This is a genomic window from Streptomyces sp. LaPpAH-108 (assembly GCF_000373625.1).
GTDB lineage: Bacteria > Actinomycetota > Actinomycetes > Streptomycetales > Streptomycetaceae > Streptomyces.
Genome location: NZ_KB891988.1, coordinates 648,079 through 662,887, shown reverse-complemented (window position 1 = coordinate 662,887; position 14,809 = coordinate 648,079). Strand labels below are relative to the sequence as shown.

Below are 14,809 nucleotides of genomic sequence, written 5' to 3'. Positions count from 1 at the left end.
GAGAGCGGGAGTACGCCGACGACACGGGAGTGCCCCCGTATCCGCGTACGGAGCCGGGGGCACTCCCCTGTCAGACCTCGTACCGGCCGACTTCCAGGAAGTGGCGCAGGGCCTCCGGGGAGCCGTCGTCCAGGGCCGCGTTCGCGGCGGCGCGCAGGGCGTCGCTGATGGTGGGGTCGGCGAGGATCCTGACGATGGCGACGCTGTCGTCCTCGGCCTGGGCGAGCCGGTAGCCGGACTCCAGCCAGGTGCGGATCTCGGCGGAGTCGTCACGGTCGAGCAGCTCGTTGACCTCCCGCTTCACCCGCTTCCCGCTGTCGGGGTCACCGAGCAGCCGGACGAGCGTCACCCGGTCGTCCTCGCCCTGGGCCAGCGCGTACCCGGTCTCCAGCCAGGCCCGCATCTCGTCCGCGGTCCCGTTGTCGAGCAGCGCGCCTGCCTCCTCCTTCACGCGCTTGCCGCTGTCAGGGTCGGCCAGGATGCGGAGGATCGCGATCCGCAGATCGTCGATGTCCATGTCGTCGTACGGCGACCCGGCATCGGCCGCGACGGCGACGGCCGCCACGGGGGCCGCGCCACCGGCCGCGAAGGAGGGCGTGGCGAACAGCAACGCCGGAGCCATCGCCCCGGCAGCCACAGCGAGCGTCACACGGGTCAGCCTCACGGGATCAACCACCTCGAGTCGTAGTCGCGATCTGACACAGCGGGGTGATGATGCCAGGGGTGACGGCGAAGATCATTGCCTGAACCATGCAGTCTTCGGGGCAACGCGTTGCCGTTACCGGGCGCGGCGATGGCACTGGGAGGCCGCGGCGCTCAGTCGGCCGACGGCTCCGGTATCCGCCAGGTGATCTGGAACCGCTCGGCGTCGGTCCGGCGGTGGGAGCCCACGGGGGTGATCTGCTTGATCAAGTACCCGAAGACCATGTGCTGCGCGTCTTCGGAGACCTCGTCCCAGGTGTCGGGAGTCACGATCATCACCTCACGCATGAGGCTCATGTCCGCCTCGAACTCAAGCATCTCGGCACGTTCGTCCCGGCTCATCGTCTCGTCGGCATGCATCGCTCGAATCGACTCCGCGAGGAGGTTGGGTTCGCGGCTGAGGCGACGACGGATCTCCTGACAGCCGTACCGGAATACCGCGATGGCCTCCATCACTTCCCGGTCGGGGTTCTGATAGCCGTACGGCGCTCCCGCCTCGGCCCCTACGTAGTCGCCCTTCAGCGTGTGCAGGAGGACACGCAAGGCGTGTTCGGCGCCCTGTTCCTCGATCAACCTCATCATCACGTGGACCCAGTCGTCCTCGGACACCACCGGCTCGTGAGGAACCGCGAGCGACGGATCGATCTCGATGGCGGTGAAGGGGTTGACCAGCATCCCCATGACCAGCTCCGGGGTCCACTTGCCATCCTCACCTCCCCAGCCGCTGTGGAGGATTTCCCGGAACGACTTCAACGAACCGGCTTCACCTTCGCTTATCGCCCGCCACAAGGGGAGGAAGCGGGCCACCTCGGAGTCCGCGTCCCGAGGTGGGCTGCACAATCCGGCCAGAACGACGACGATGTCACGGACGGTTTCCCAACGTGGCACGCGTATCCCGTTGAGGGCGGAGCGCACACTCTCGTGACTGGCATCCGACAGCCGGTCGTCATGGCTGCGGATGAGTGTGCTCACCTTGCGAAAGCTCACGCGCCCCGCCGCGCGGTACAACTCACCCAGGGCATCGACCAATTCCTTGTGCGCGCCGGTCGGCTGGGGCGAGATGGGCACAGCCACGTGTGTTCCTCCTGATCCAAGGTGTCAAGTTTCGTCGGCAGCAGAGGGGCCCTGGCGAGAGCCGAGTCAGCTTTCGTCAAGTTGGCAGCGCCACCCGCCAAACCGTGACTCGCGGTCAACCGGCCAGGTCAGCATGGAGAAGGCGCTGTCGGAGCGCCTTCGTCCAAGGAGTTGCCGCACATGCACATCCCTGCGTACGCCTACGCCACCATACGAGCCGCCCTGCCCACCGTGCCCACGTCGCGCCAGGTGGGGGCCTTGGAGTGCTGTCTGTGCTCCGCGCCGTTCGGCAAGGACCTCGGTCCCGTGCCCCTCGGCCCGACCCCGACGTCCGGGCTGTTCGGCTGTCGCCCCTGCCTGAGTCGGCTGATAAGGACTGCGCGCCGGTCCCGCGATGCCCGGCTGGTCCGGGACGCCGAGCGGGCCAGAACCGAAGCAGCCCTGTGGGACGCACAATGCGAGCGGTACCTGGCCGATCTCGCCAGCGTCCGCGAGGCGGCTGAAGCCGTCACCCGGCTCACGGAGGAAGGCACGGTGGAACCCCTTCAGGCCGCTTTGCTCCTTGTGTCATTGGAGTCGGCATACGCCTGGGTCGCGGAGGACATCCCCAAGCCTCCGGCGTCCGTCGACGCCGAGGACGACCCCTTGCGCGACGCGGACTTCCGGCTCCACCTGGAGATGATCGGCGCACGAGAGGCGATCGCCGACCGGCTGGCCTATCACCTCATCAACGAGGCCACCCCCGCACAACCGGAACTCTGCTGGGAACTCGATTGTCCCGAAGACTGCTCCGGGCGGCACGAGACCGAGCACATCGACTGCGGACCCGACGCTGTCTTCGAGGACCTCGCCAAGCACGGGATCGAGATCGAGCGCCGCGCGGAAGACCGGATTCATGGCAGCCCGACAACGGCAGAGGAGCCGACGTGCACGGTCAACGATGAGGAAATGATCGCCGTGCTGACGCACTGTGGCATGGATGCCGACGACACCGAACTGCTCGTCAGCGCGGCAGCGGTCGGGCTCGTCGCCGTCGCCTGGCGGGACGGGCCGTTGGAAACGATCCGTGAGGCCGACAGCGGCCCGAGCGACGGCGAGATGATCGCGCAGAGCGTCGACCTCTATCGTCGGGCTCGGAAAGCGCTGCTCGCCGCCCAGGAGGGCGGTCCCGAGGCGTTGCTCGCCTTCCAGGCCGTCGCTTCGGACATCGTTCTCCCTTGGGCAGGTGGTTCCAGCTTCACTTTGCAAGGCTGCGGGCAGCCCACAGAGGAGTTCGTGCGGAACGTCGACAACCGCGTCTGGTTCACCTCGCAGGTCATGCGCGAACAGGGCTGGCGAGCAGGCGTCCTGCACAGAGCTGCCGCAGCCGCGCTGATAGACCCCGACCAGTTCGGTATGCCGGGCTGGAGCGAAGTCGTGGCCGCCGTCATGCAGCGACTCGCCGAGTCGGACCGGTCGGACGCCCCCGACGCCCTGGCCGAACTGCCGGCCGTGGAATCCGCGTTGCGGGAGGCGCCGGACCGGCTGGGCGTGGCCGCACTCGACTGGCTCGCCGACCACGCGTTGCTCGGGCTGTGAGGGCAGGCCGCGCGATGGGGTGGGACGACATCACGCTGGCCATCCTCGCCGCGTTCGGGTGCGTCACCGTGTTGCTGACGCAGATCGACGACGTACTCGGCAGGTTGCCGCGGATCATCCGGGCTTGGCGACGGGTGCGCCAGGAGTTGGCGGGTCGTGCGGAGGAGGCCACCGACGAGGACGACCGAAGCTGACGGCAGACTGCACCGCAGAAGTCCAGGCAGGACAGTGTGGAGTAACGAGGGAACGCATGCAGGTGGGGATCGCGGAGGCCCGGTGGCTGCTCGAGGGTGGGGGGCCGATGGACTGGGTGGAGTGGGATCGGCGGGTTCGGGTCGAGGGGTGGTACCGGCCGGGTGACTACGGGGCCGGGTTCCGGGTGCTGGCCGTGTTGGAGTCGGGCTCGGGTGAGGCGCTGGGTGACGAAGAGCTGGCGGTCGCGCTCTGTCATCGGGACGGGCGGGTCCGGCGGCGGGCGCTGGAGCGGGTCGTAGGGCGGGCGGCGCTGCTTCCGCTGGTGGCCGTGCGGTGTGCGGACTGGGCCGAGCCGGTGCGGGAGCGGGCGCGGGAGCTGCTCGTGGAGGCGCTGGACGCGGAGGCCGCGGTGCGGCTCGCGCCGTTGGTCCTGCGGCTGGCCGACCGGCAGCGCGGGGACTTCGCCCTCGGGCTGCTCGACCAGGTGCTGCGCCGGGAGGGGCCGGGGCCGCTGCTGGAGTCCGGTGACCGTCCGGCGCGCCGGTTCGCGTACCGGCTGGCCGTCGAGGAGGGGCTTCTCCCGCCTGCCGGGCTGGCCTGGGCCGCTGCCCTCGACGACGACGCCGTCGTACAGGGGCTGTGTGCCGATGCGGCGCTGGCCGCCACCACGGACGCGGAGGTGGTGGACGTGCTGCTCGGCGCCCGCGCTCCCCGGGTCCGGGCGGCCGGAGTCACCGCGCTGCGGCGGCTGGGCCGAAGGGAGCGGGCCGAGGAGTTCCTCGCGGACCGGTCGGGGCTGGTGCGGGCCTGTGCGCGGTACGTCGTACGGCAGCTCGGGGGCGACCCTCTCCCCTGGTACCGGGCGCGTTGCGCCGAGCCGACACCCCCGCCCGGCGCCGCCGTGGGGCTCGCGGAGTGCGGGGAGCGGGCGGACGCCGAGCTGTTGTGGCCGTTGCTGGACCATCCGGAGGCGGGGGTACGCGCGCGGGCCGTGGCGGGGCTGCGTGTGCTGGGCGTGACGGACGTACCGCGGATGCGACGGCTCCTGGACGATCCGGCACCCGGCGTGGTCGGCGCGGCCACGCGCGCGCTGCTGCCGTCGGCCGGTGCACTGAGCGCGGAGTGGCTGCTGCGGCGGCTGGACGCGGAGCGGCCCCGGTGGGAGCGGGTCTCGGCGTGGCGGCTGCTGGACGCGCACGGCAAGGTGGCCCGGCTGCGGGCGGCGGTGGCGCTGCTGGAGGACGGGGATGTACGGCTGCGGGCGCGGGCCGAGCAGGTCGTACGGCGGGCGACGGGGTGGGGGACGTACTGGCCCGGGACGTATGCCCGGTCGGAGCCGGAGGTCGCCGGGCTGCTGGAGCGGGGCCGACTGCTCCTGGGCGCTCTGGGCCGGCGGCAGGACACTCACGCTTGACGGTTTTGCCGGTTCCGGTGATGGTTTTGCCGGTTCCGGTGATGATTTTGCCGGTTCCGGGTCATATCGCGGCTCCCGCATCGGCCACCGCGGGTGCACACTGGACAGCACAGGGCGCTGAGTGCGGGGTGATGCGAGATGCGGAGCCGCTTTCGGAGTGATCGGCGGCTGACCGTGCGGATGACGGTCACGCTGTTTCTGCTCGGGCTGCTGTACGTGGGGTTCGTGGCCGCGCTGATCGTGCTGCTGAAGTCGTGGCTGCTGGTCGTCGTGCTGGTGGGTGCGCTGTTCGTGGCGCAGTTCTGGTTCTCCGACAAGATCGCGATGTTCGCGATGCGCGGGAAGGTCGTGGAGCCGGAGGAGTATCCCGAGCTGCACGCGGTGGTGGACCGGCTGTGCGCGATGGCCGACATGCCGAAGCCCGTGGTGGCCGTGTCGTCCATGGACATGCCGAACGCGTTCGCGACCGGGCGGAACCCGGATCACGCGGTGGTCTGTGTGACCACGGGGCTGCTACGGCGCCTGGAGCCCGCCGAGCTGGAGGGCGTGCTCGCGCACGAGCTGTCGCACGTGGCGCACAAGGACGTCGCCGTGATCACGGTGGCGTCGTTCCTCGGGGTGCTCGCGGGGCTGATCGTCCGGTTCGCGTTCTACTCGTCGCTGTTCAGCTCGGGGCGCCGGGATCAGAACACGGCGGCGGTGTTCGCGGCGGTGATCGGGGTCTCGGTCGCGGTGTACGCGATCAGTTTCCTGCTGATCCGCGCGCTGTCCCGCTACCGCGAGCTGGCCGCCGACCGCGCTGCCGCGCAGCTGACCGGCCGCCCCTCGGCGCTGGCGTCGGCGCTCACCAAGGTCTCCGGGGACATCGCCCGGATCCCGACGAAGGATCTGCGGACGGCGCAGGCGTTCAACGCGTTCTACTTCACCCCGGCGACCGGCAAGGAGCCCGGCATCGAGCGGTTCTTCTCCACCCACCCGACGCTGGAGCAGCGGCTGCGGCAGCTGGGCCGGATCTCGGCGGAGCTGGGCGAGGCGGCGGCCCCCGAGTCGGCGGGCTGAGCATGGGGCTGCTGGACATTCTCCTGGGGCGTACGAAGCCGGTGCCGCCGGATCTGGACCGGCTGTTCGGGCTGCCGTCGGCGGCGGTGACGCTGGAGGTGGTCTCCGGGTTCACGCCGACCGGCACCGGCGCGGTGTGCTTCGCGACGGTCGAGGGCGCGGCCTTCGAGCAGACCCACCGCGAGGTGCGGGCGCTTCTCGACGCGGACAGCGACCGCACCGGGCCCCGGGTGGAGCTGGTCCAGGACTCCTACGGCTACTCCTGGCTGGTCTCCCGCCGCGCCCCCGATCAGCTCCCCGAACTGGTCAACGACCTGCACGCGGTCAACAGCTCCATGGAGGCCAACGGCTTCGGCCCCCAGCTGCTGTGCTCCCTGATCACCTTCACCCGCGACAACCCCGCCGACGACCGCTCCCTCGCCCTCGTCTACCTCTACAAACGCGGCAGCTTCTACCCGCTGTGCACCCACGCCGGGCGCCAGTCCCGCGACAACGCGATGGAACTCCAGCTGGCGTCGGCGCTGGAGAACGATCTGCGGGTGGAGGCGGACACGTCGCGGTGGTTCCCGTTGTGGGACGCGCCGGGGATGAATGGGTGAGGGTACGCGGGTGAAGGTGCGCGGCCGGGGGCGCGGAGGCGTGGCTCGTGGCTCGTGGCTCGTCTCAGGTGCGTGAGTCGTGTGAGTGAATGGCCCGCATGCGCGAACTCTCTCTTGATCAAGGGGAATCCGTCTACGCCTGCGACGGCGAGCGGCTGAGTGTCGTACGGACCGGCGCGGTGCCGGGACGGGCCACCGTCGTCCTGCTGCACGGCGCGGGCACCGGCAGCAAGGCCCGACTCCTGCCGCTGACCGAGGAGTTCGCTACGCAGGGCTGTCACGCGCTGGCCTTCGACTTCTCCGGGCACGGCGAAAGCACGGGTGCACTCGCGGAGTTGAGCCTGCGGCGCCGGTACGAGCAGGCGGTCGCGGTGATCGACGCCCACGCCCCGGCGGACGCGCCGCTGATCCTCGTCGGCTTCAGCATGAGCGGCCAGACGGTGGCGGATCTCGTACGGCACTACGGCTCCCGGGTCGCCGCGCTCGGCCTGGGCGCTCCGGCGGTGTACGCCCCCGACGCCTGGGACGTGCCCTTCGGTACAGGGGACGGCCGGTTCACCGAGATCATCCGCACACCGGACAGCTGGCGCGCCTCCCCCGCCCTCGGGGTGCTGCGGTCGTACGAGGGGCGGGCGGTGCTGGTGGTGCCCGGGACGGACACGGTGATCCCGGGGGCCGTGACGGAGGCGGTGCAGGACGCACTGGCGGCGCGGGCGCAGTACATGCGCTTCGAACTCCCGGACGCCGAGCACAGGTTGGGACTGTGGTTCCGGGATCACCCGGAGGACTGCGGGGAGTTGGCGAGGCTGCTGCTGGAGGGGCTGCCGAGCTGAGGGGGGGCATCGGCGTGGGGCATGGGGCAGGCTGGGCACCATGCCCCACGCCCCTGCGCCCCAGCCCCTGCGTCACATCGCTCCGCTCACAGCCCTCTGCTCGCCCCAGCCCGGCGGCGGGCGGGGTGCGAATGGGCCGACGTGGAACGGACGTTGGACGTCCGCCTCCCCGCCGATTACAAGCAGCTCGTCCACACCTACGGCGGCGGACTCTTCGGAGACCTCATCTGGCTCCTGGAACCCGGCTGCCCGGAACCGCTGTACGACCTGATCGCCCAGACCCCGGACCGCGAGAAGATCCTCGCCGGGCTGTGGGCGGCGGGCGAGGAGCGGCCGACGGAGCTGGACGAGGACGGTGCCCGGCTGGTGCCGTGGGGCTACGCGGAGGGCGCGGGCCACTTCCTCTACTGGCTGGTCCGCCCCGGCACCGCCCCGGACGACTGGACCGTCGCCCTCAACGAGGGGCGCGGACCCCTGTGGGAGTTCCACCCGGTGTCGTGCAGCGCGTTCCTGCTGGAGGTGCTGGCCGGGACGACCCCCTCGTACTACTTCACCGACGTGGACGACATCGTCACCCCCGAGGACAGGACGCGCTTCGTCCCAACGCGGAGGTCCTGAACGGGTGAAGAGGGGGGCGGGGCCGAAGCCCCAGGGTCCGTCCCCCTCCCCCCCCACTCACCTATCGCATCAACGCCCGCACCATCCGGCACGTCGTCGCGGACGGCGGGTGGACGCCCAGCTTCTCGGCCGTGCGGCGGATGGTCACGTCACGTGCCTGCGTCGGCCGGTAGATCCCGGAGTCGAGCAGGGCTATGGCCAGACGCATGGCTTTCAGCCGCCGGTTGTGCGTGACGTACCACTCGCGCGGCTGCCCGGCCGGCAGCGGACTCTTCGCCACCGGCACATACGGCGAGTCCTGCGGCACGGCACGCCTGGCGGTGGACTGGGTGGGCGACGGCTTGTTCTTCAAAACAGCGGCAGCGGGCACGGGCATCCTCCTGTCGCGATCAGAGCACCTGCCGGACACCCCGGAAGCACTCTCGAACACTGCTTCAATTCTACTGCCGGGCACTGACATCCAGGGGGTTCCCAGCGGAGCAAATCCCCAGGTGGCAGCGGAAATTGAGATGCCTTCACCCCAGCTCCACGAGGCGCCCCAGAGGCACCAGAAATTCGAACACGCCGCCCACCGCAGTCACGTACCGGCCCGGACAAGAAGTGTCCCGACATACCCGGGCTCCGGCGCCTCCAGCACCCGCGCCTCCGCCATGGCGAACCCGGCCCGGGTGAGCAGGCGTTCCCACACAGCCGGGCGGTAGCTGTAGCGGTAGACGAACATCGCCTTGCCCGCGAAGCCGCCCTTGTACATCCCCTGCGGGCCGTAGGCGCCGGGGATCGCGAGCGGCTGGGAGAAGACGAAGACACCGCCGGGGTTGAGCCGTCGGCGCACGAGCGGGAGCAGCCGACCCGGGTCGGTGAACCAGGCGGCCCCGAAGACGGAGTAGACGGCGTCGTACGACTCCTCGTGCCCGCCCAGATACTCCAGCACCTCCGCACACGCGAACTCCGCGCCCGTACCGGCCCACTTGACGGTGGCCTTCTCCACCATGACGGGCGACAGATCGACCCCCCGGGCGACGACACCACGCCGAGCCAGGTACGCGAGAGCGCGGCCCGTACCGCAGCCGATCTCCAGCACGGAGCGCACGTCACCGAGCAGTTCTGCCCCCGGGCCATGCCCGGCGTACTGGGTCCAGCGGAAGCCGGGCTCGACGTCGCCCTTGAAGACGGAGGAGGCGTACGCGTCCCAGAGTTCGGTCTCGGCCGCGATGTCGTGTCGGGCGGGCACGGGGGCTCCCTTCGAGAAGGCGGTTCAGTGGCTGTCGGCACCTTGTTGCCACACGGGGAGCAGTCCGTGCCGTCGATCGCCCACGGTTCCTTGTCGGCATGGAAGCCCATGGGTACCGATGTCGACGAGCTTGCCAACTCCGAGGCTTGCGTCCGGTGTTCCATGCGGACGATGGTGTACACGACGGCACTACCGAGGACGCTCCTTCGGCTCTTGCAGAGGTCATCGCGCTGGTCTCATCACCCGATGGCGCGGACACCCGCAGGGCGGGAACTCCTGGCCCAGATCTGTCACCGCCCAGGTTTCCGCGTCCTCGATCCCGCGCGTTCCCGAGTCGCTCGTGATGCGACCCGCGCGGTTCACGGTGTAGACCCGCAGCGTCATCCGAGGTGGGAGGCCGTCCTCGTCGCCGGGGGTTCTCAGGGCGCTCATGCGGTGTCGTCCCGCCGTAGCGCCTCCGCCAGCCGCAGGGCCACGTCGGCGCGTACGCGCCCCAGTTCGACGAGTCCGAGAGCGGGCGAGGCGGGGTCGGGTCCGAGCGACGGCAGCACGATGCCTGCCTGGGACAGGGCCGACCTCAGAACCTCGGTGGCCACGTGGGGATCGGCGCCGTGCGCCTGCTGTACTCCAGCCATGAACGGGACGGTAGGGAGAGGTACTTGTGACGCGCCATGGAAGTTGCGCGAAGTTGCGAACCCTCACCGCGGAGTTGCGTAAGGTTGTCGATTCGGGCGAGCCGAATGGGGGGCGTGGGGCGTTGACCTCGTGGAAGCTTGAGAGATCAGTCCCCCAGGGAAGGACGCGATCATGACCCGGCGACTGCGGTTCTCGTGCACGGCCCCGCTCTCACCGACCCTGACGACATCGCCCAGCTCCGCCACTTGCAGGACGGCGAGGTGCCCATCGTCGTACCGCGTGAGCTACTGGTCGACTTCGGCCCCAAGGAGGTCACCCGCGTGCCGGACATCATCGGCCTGGACGAGTTCGACGGGCTCTTCACACGGTTCGAGCACACCGCATGGCGCTTGGAGACACGGCGCCGCTATGCCTCGGACGAACTCACCGATACGTACGCCCAGTTCACCAGGGGCGAGCCCGTCGACTGGACGGGTGTCGACGCGGACTGGTGCGCCGAGCGCCGCGAGCAGGTCGCGCTCGGCAAGCGGTTCGAGCGGGTCCGTGTCGTCGACAGGCCGCCCACGACCGGCCAGCTCTATCTGCTCGACAACGCGCGCCGCAACAGCGCCGTCGGCGAGGAGATCCGCAACCTGTGGCGGGATGACGCCGACCGCGTGGGCCTGCCCGCCGAAGACTTCTGGATCTTCGACTCCCGGCTGGTCGCCCTGCTCGACTTCGACGACACCGACAACCTGGTCGACGTCGAACTGATCACTGAACCGGCGGCCGTGCTGCGCTACGTCAGGGCACGTGACGCGGCACTGCATCACGCCCTCCCGTACAAGGAGTTCGCGGCGCAACTGACCGCGCAGGAGCACTGAGACAGGAACACCCCCGTGAGCACGGACTACCAGCAGGCGCGCGAAGCGCTCGGGATACGGCTGCGTGAGCTGCGGCTCTCCGCCGCTGGGGGCCGGCTCACCGGGGCGGAGCTTGCCGGGCGGTACGGGTGGAACAAGTCCAGGGTCAGCAGGCTGGAGAACGGCAGGCAGACCCCGACCTCCGACGATCTGCGCAAGTGGACGGAGGCGACCGGGCACCCCGAGGCGTACGACGAACTGGTGGCACGGCTGAGGGGGTTCGAGTCTCATATCCGGTCGTGGCGGCGCCAGTTGGCCGCCGGACACAAGGCCGTACAGGACACCCACCTCACCGCTCACACCGACGCCTCCGTGCTCCGGGGCTGGGAGACCGCCATGGTCTTCGGGATCCTCCAGACGCCGGACTACGCCCGCTCCGTCTTCACGCGGTACGCGGAACTGCAGCGGTCGCCGCGCGACACCGAGGAGGCGGTCCGGTCCCGCATGAAACGGCAGGAAGCCCTCTACGACTCCTCGAAGCGCTTCCACCTCCTCCTGTGGGAACCCGCCCTGCACGCCCTGATCTGCCCGCCGTCGGTCCTCGCCGCCCAACTCGACCGGCTGACGGGGGTCATCGGCCTGGACACGGTGGAGCTGGGCATCGTCCCGCTGTCCGCTCCCCTCAAGATCCCTCCGGCCACCGCCTTCTGGGTCTACGACGACCGCCAGGTGATCGTCGAGAACTGGCACGCGGAGTTCTGGATCGACGACGCCGACAGCGTGGACACCTACCTGCGGACCTGGAACACGCTCCGGGAGTCCGCCGTGTACGGCACGGCCGCGCAGAGCCTCGTCAGCGCGGCCCGGCAGAGGCTGAACGCACGCTGAGAAGGCGCGGACACGCCCGCGTACCGTTCTCCCATGGAGATCTGGATCAATCCGAGCTGTTCCAAGTGCCGTAGTGCTCTCGATCTGTTGGATGCCGAGGAGGCCGGGTACACCGTGCGGCGGTATCTCGAGGATGCGCCCGGTGAGGAGGAGATTCGGGAGGTGTTGGGGCGGTTGGGGCTGGAGCCGTGGGACATCACGCGGACTCAGGAGGCGGAGGCGAAGGAACTCGGGGTCGGGGGGTGGGCGCGGGACGCGGGGGCGCGGGAGCGGTGGGTGGCGGCGCTCGCGGCGCATCCCCGGCTGATTCAGCGGCCGATCATCACCGCGGACGACGGGACGGCGGTGGTGGGGCGGACTGAGGAGGCCGTGCGGGAGGCCGTACGGCGGAGTCGGGGGTGACCTCCGCGAGAGCATCCTCAACTTCCGTGTGACGTACGTTACTTGGGATGCCTCGGTAACCGCTGAGTAACGGCGCCCGGGGGCCCGTACATAGCGGCGTACGCTCCCCTACCTCGCAGGAGGCGCGGATGTCGCGCAGGAGACTCGACACCAAGAAGAAGATCGCGCTGCTCGTCGGCGCGGCGGCGGTGGCGGGTGGTGGTGCCTTCGCGCTGGCCACCACCTCCAACGCCGCGCAGACCCCCAAGGACGCCAAGACGCTGTCGTCGGCGGCGGATTCGACCGCCTGCCAGGGCTTCGCCACGGCGCTCGGCAACAACCAGAAGTTCATCGCCGACCAGAAGGCGAACCCGGACGCGCAGTCCGACGCCCGGATCGCCAACCGTGAGGCGGTCATCGAGCAGATCAAGGTCCAGCAGAAGGCTGCCGGATGCACCGTTGGGGAGTCGGCTCAGGGCTCCCAGGCGGCGCAGGGTGACCAGCAGGGCAATGCTCAGCAGGGCAACGAGCAGGCCGGTGGCGGTCAGCAGGCGGGCGGCGGGGCGCAGCAGAGCACCCCGCCCGCGCAGAACGGCGGCGGCAACGCCGGCGGCGCCGCGGCCTCCGGCCAGCAGGTCTGCAACGGCTCCACCGTCACGCTCTCGGGCGAGGGCGGCGCCCCGGCCGCGTCCAGCAACCAGTTCCCGGCGGGTACGACCCTGAAGGTCACCAACCTGGACAACAACAAGTCGACGACCGTCAAGGTCACCTCGGTGTCCGGAAGTTGCGTGCTGCTCAACAACGAGGCGTTCGAACAGGTGCGGGAGCCGGGCAAGTTCCTCATCCGCCGCGCCGTGATCGAGAAGGTGGGATAGCGGCCCTCACCCGACCGGCAGAAACGCGGTGAGGCGGCGGGTCGTCGTCCCGGCCGGTCCCGTGTGCGGCAGCGCGTGGTGCGAGACGTCCGCCAGTACGGCCGTCTTCCCGCGCGGCCACCGCCTCCGCGTCATGGGTCCTGCTGTTCGCGGCCACGAGCGGCAGGACCGGCTTGTCCAGGGGTCGCGGTTCGGCCGCCGTCGGGCGCGGTCCCGGCGCGGCGTGGGCCACGTGGGCCGCAGCAGCATCGGCGGGGCATCGAGCAGGTACGCCGCCTTGTACCCGGCGAAACACCCCGTCGGGTCCAGGAGGAACAGGCGGCGCACCCGCTCCGGACCGCGCGGGGCGTGGCCGTCACCGTCGTACGCACGCGTCCGCCGCGCGGGTGCGACGAGGGGCAGCGGGACGCGAGCCGGGGCTTCCTCGCACGGGTCCGGGACACGGCAGCCGCAGAGCGGACGTGACCTACCGGGCCCGTCCATCCCACCCAACTCCCCCCACAAGGTGAGCCACGCCACAAAAGGCGCCAGGTAACACGGGGTTCACACAAGGGCAACGGACGGGAAATCGCCTGTTGACAGTCTGCCCGCAGACCGACCCACCCCCGGAGGAAGTGGCCCCGTGACCTTCAAGGCTGAGTACATCTGGATCGACGGCACCGAGCCGACGGCCAAGCTGCGTTCCAAGACGAAGATCATCGCGGGTGCTCCGGCCGGTCTCGACGCGCTGCCGATCTGGGGCTTCGACGGCTCCTCCACCAACCAGGCCGAGGGCCACGCCTCCGACCGCGTGCTCAAGCCGGTCTTCACCTGCCCGGACCCGATCCGCGGCGGCGACGACATCCTGGTGCTGTGCGAGGTCCTGGACATCGACATGACGCCGCACGTGTCCAACACCCGTGCCGCGCTGGCCGAGACCGAGGCGCGCTTCGGTGCCCAGGAGCCGATCTTCGGCATCGAGCAGGAGTACACCTTCTTCGACGGCGCCCGTCCGCTCGGCTTCCCGGAGAACGGCTTCCCGGCCCCCCAGGGCGGCTACTACTGCGGTGTCGGCGCCGACGAGATCTTCGGCCGCGAGATCGTCGAGGCCCACCTGGAGAACTGCCTGAAGGCCGGTCTCGGCATCTCCGGCATCAACGCGGAGGTCATGCCCGGCCAGTGGGAGTTCCAGGTCGGCCCGCTCGCCCCGCTGGAGGTCTCCGACCAGCTGTGGGTCGCCCGCTGGCTGCTCTACCGCACCGCCGAGGACTTCGGCGTCTCCGCCACCCTGGACCCCAAGCCGGTCAAGGGCGACTGGAACGGCGCGGGCGCGCACACCAACTTCTCCACCAAGGCCATGCGCGAGGGCTACGACGCGATCATCACCGCGTGCGAGTCGCTCGGCGAGGGCTCCAAGCCGCTGGACCACGTCAAGAACTACGGCGCGGGCATCGACGACCGCCTGACCGGCCTGCACGAGACCGCCCCGTGGAACGAGTACAGCTACGGCGTCTCCGACCGCGGCGCCTCGGTCCGCATCCCCTGGCAGGTCGAGAAGGACGGCAAGGGCTACATCGAGGACCGCCGCCCCAACGCCAACGTCGACCCGTACGTGGTGACCCGCCTCCTGGTCGACACCTGCTGCTCCGCCCTGGAGAAGGCCGGCCAGGTCTGATCCGACCGCATCACCGTCCCGGACGGGCGCCCGCTGTCACGGCGGGCGCCCGTTCGCGCGTTCCGGGGCACCCAGAGCCCCGCCCCACCATGCGCCGCCCCACCGTCCACGGACTGAGACGCGCTCCGGGGTGCGCCCGTACGCCCCACCCCGCGCACCACCACCCCGCCCCAGGTGAACGGTGGCCGATTCCGGCCGACAACCGGCCGCCAAGCCGTCCGACCAGTGAG

Annotated in this window: 18 protein-coding genes; 12 read left to right on the top strand and 6 right to left on the bottom strand. The window is 70.3% G+C overall.

Annotated elements, in window-relative coordinates; all coding sequences use genetic code 11:
• Positions 1–70: 70 nt before the first annotated feature.
• On the bottom strand, positions 71–664 hold the full coding sequence (locus B079_RS0109145) for an ALF repeat-containing protein (protein WP_026248505.1): 594 nt from the start codon (positions 662–664) through the stop codon (positions 71–73).
• A 152-nt stretch (positions 665–816) separates the two neighbouring features.
• Positions 817–1,776, bottom strand: coding sequence for a hypothetical protein (locus B079_RS0109140; protein WP_018545482.1), 960 nt, complete (start codon positions 1,774–1,776; stop codon positions 817–819).
• A 180-nt stretch (positions 1,777–1,956) separates the two neighbouring features.
• On the opposite strand from B079_RS0109140, the gene B079_RS0109135 reads away from it, so the two are divergent.
• From B079_RS0109135 to B079_RS0109105, 7 genes are all read left to right on the top strand, one after another.
• On the top strand, positions 1,957–3,354 hold the full coding sequence (locus B079_RS0109135; protein WP_018545481.1) for a hypothetical protein: 1,398 nt from the start codon (positions 1,957–1,959) through the stop codon (positions 3,352–3,354).
• 14 nt (positions 3,355–3,368) lie between these two features.
• Positions 3,369–3,548, top strand: coding sequence for a hypothetical protein (locus tag B079_RS0109130; RefSeq protein WP_018545480.1), 180 nt, complete (start codon positions 3,369–3,371; stop codon positions 3,546–3,548).
• A gap of 56 nt (positions 3,549–3,604) precedes the next feature.
• Positions 3,605–4,963 carry a hypothetical protein gene (locus tag B079_RS0109125; RefSeq protein WP_018545479.1) on the top strand — a complete coding sequence of 453 codons (1,359 nt, stop codon included), beginning with the start codon at positions 3,605–3,607 and terminating at the stop codon, positions 4,961–4,963.
• A 138-nt stretch (positions 4,964–5,101) separates the two neighbouring features.
• The gene (gene htpX / locus B079_RS0109120; RefSeq protein ID WP_026248504.1) at positions 5,102–6,022 is read left to right on the top strand and encodes a zinc metalloprotease HtpX; all 921 of its coding nucleotides are present in this window, start codon (positions 5,102–5,104) and stop codon (positions 6,020–6,022) included.
• A 2-nt stretch (positions 6,023–6,024) separates the two neighbouring features.
• Positions 6,025–6,621, top strand: a complete 597-nt coding sequence (gene pspAB, locus B079_RS0109115; RefSeq protein WP_018545477.1) for a PspA-associated protein PspAB — start codon at positions 6,025–6,027, stop codon at positions 6,619–6,621.
• A 98-nt stretch (positions 6,622–6,719) separates the two neighbouring features.
• On the top strand, positions 6,720–7,454 hold the full coding sequence (locus B079_RS0109110) for an alpha/beta hydrolase (protein WP_420705761.1): 735 nt from the start codon (positions 6,720–6,722) through the stop codon (positions 7,452–7,454).
• 141 nt (positions 7,455–7,595) lie between these two features.
• The gene (locus B079_RS0109105) at positions 7,596–8,072 is read left to right on the top strand and encodes a hypothetical protein (protein ID WP_158684956.1); all 477 of its coding nucleotides are present in this window, start codon (positions 7,596–7,598) and stop codon (positions 8,070–8,072) included.
• 61 nt (positions 8,073–8,133) lie between these two features.
• Here the strand turns inward: B079_RS0109105 and B079_RS0109100 are convergent, their stop codons facing one another.
• From B079_RS0109100 to B079_RS0109090, 3 genes are all read right to left on the bottom strand, one after another.
• The gene (locus B079_RS0109100) at positions 8,134–8,448 is read right to left on the bottom strand and encodes a hypothetical protein (protein WP_199779890.1); all 315 of its coding nucleotides are present in this window, start codon (positions 8,446–8,448) and stop codon (positions 8,134–8,136) included.
• Positions 8,449–8,649: 201 nt separating this feature from the next.
• A complete protein-coding gene (locus B079_RS0109095; protein WP_018545473.1) occupies positions 8,650–9,303 on the bottom strand; it encodes a class I SAM-dependent methyltransferase in 654 nt (217 codons plus the stop codon).
• A 428-nt stretch (positions 9,304–9,731) separates the two neighbouring features.
• Positions 9,732–9,938, bottom strand: coding sequence for a hypothetical protein (locus B079_RS0109090; RefSeq protein ID WP_026248502.1), 207 nt, complete (start codon positions 9,936–9,938; stop codon positions 9,732–9,734).
• Positions 9,939–10,076: 138 nt separating this feature from the next.
• Between B079_RS0109090 and B079_RS0109085 the strand changes: the two genes are divergently transcribed.
• From B079_RS0109085 to B079_RS0109070, 4 genes are all read left to right on the top strand, one after another.
• Entirely contained in the window at positions 10,077–10,802 is a 726-nt protein-coding gene (locus B079_RS0109085) for a DUF6879 family protein (RefSeq protein WP_051095021.1), read from the top strand.
• Between the two features lie 15 nt (positions 10,803–10,817).
• Positions 10,818–11,669: a helix-turn-helix domain-containing protein gene (locus tag B079_RS0109080; RefSeq protein WP_018545470.1), complete on the top strand. Its 852-nt coding sequence runs from the start codon at positions 10,818–10,820 to the stop codon at positions 11,667–11,669.
• Between the two features lie 33 nt (positions 11,670–11,702).
• Positions 11,703–12,071 carry an ArsC/Spx/MgsR family protein gene (locus B079_RS0109075; protein WP_018545469.1) on the top strand — a complete coding sequence of 123 codons (369 nt, stop codon included), beginning with the start codon at positions 11,703–11,705 and terminating at the stop codon, positions 12,069–12,071.
• Positions 12,072–12,199: 128 nt separating this feature from the next.
• Positions 12,200–12,925, top strand: coding sequence for a hypothetical protein (locus B079_RS0109070; protein ID WP_018545468.1), 726 nt, complete (start codon positions 12,200–12,202; stop codon positions 12,923–12,925).
• 6 nt (positions 12,926–12,931) lie between these two features.
• Here B079_RS0109070 and B079_RS36520 read toward each other — a convergent pair whose 3' ends face one another.
• Positions 12,932–13,060 carry a hypothetical protein gene (locus B079_RS36520; protein WP_420705760.1) on the bottom strand — a complete coding sequence of 43 codons (129 nt, stop codon included), beginning with the start codon at positions 13,058–13,060 and terminating at the stop codon, positions 12,932–12,934.
• Positions 13,061–13,547: 487 nt separating this feature from the next.
• Between B079_RS36520 and glnII the strand changes: the two genes are divergently transcribed.
• Positions 13,548–14,579, top strand: coding sequence for a glutamine synthetase (glnII, locus tag B079_RS0109065; RefSeq protein WP_018545467.1), 1,032 nt, complete (start codon positions 13,548–13,550; stop codon positions 14,577–14,579).
• Positions 14,580–14,809 lie beyond the last annotated feature (230 nt).

Coding starts and splice junctions, on each gene's coding strand:
- B079_RS36520 (WP_420705760.1), bottom strand. CDS start 13,060: ATGACGCGGAGGCGGTGGCCGCGCGGGAAGACGGCCGTACTGGCGGAC.
- B079_RS0109090 (WP_026248502.1), bottom strand. CDS start 9,938: ATGGCTGGAGTACAGCAGGCGCACGGCGCCGATCCCCACGTGGCCACC.
- B079_RS0109070 (WP_018545468.1), top strand. CDS start 12,200: ATGTCGCGCAGGAGACTCGACACCAAGAAGAAGATCGCGCTGCTCGTC.
- htpX (WP_026248504.1), top strand. CDS start 5,102: ATGCGGAGCCGCTTTCGGAGTGATCGGCGGCTGACCGTGCGGATGACG.
- pspAB (WP_018545477.1), top strand. CDS start 6,025: ATGGGGCTGCTGGACATTCTCCTGGGGCGTACGAAGCCGGTGCCGCCG.
- B079_RS0109135 (WP_018545481.1), top strand. CDS start 1,957: ATGCACATCCCTGCGTACGCCTACGCCACCATACGAGCCGCCCTGCCC.
- B079_RS0109075 (WP_018545469.1), top strand. CDS start 11,703: ATGGAGATCTGGATCAATCCGAGCTGTTCCAAGTGCCGTAGTGCTCTC.
- B079_RS0109125 (WP_018545479.1), top strand. CDS start 3,605: ATGCAGGTGGGGATCGCGGAGGCCCGGTGGCTGCTCGAGGGTGGGGGG.
- B079_RS0109110 (WP_420705761.1), top strand. CDS start 6,720: ATGCGCGAACTCTCTCTTGATCAAGGGGAATCCGTCTACGCCTGCGAC.
- B079_RS0109130 (WP_018545480.1), top strand. CDS start 3,369: ATGGGGTGGGACGACATCACGCTGGCCATCCTCGCCGCGTTCGGGTGC.
- B079_RS0109100 (WP_199779890.1), bottom strand. CDS start 8,448: ATGCCCGTGCCCGCTGCCGCTGTTTTGAAGAACAAGCCGTCGCCCACC.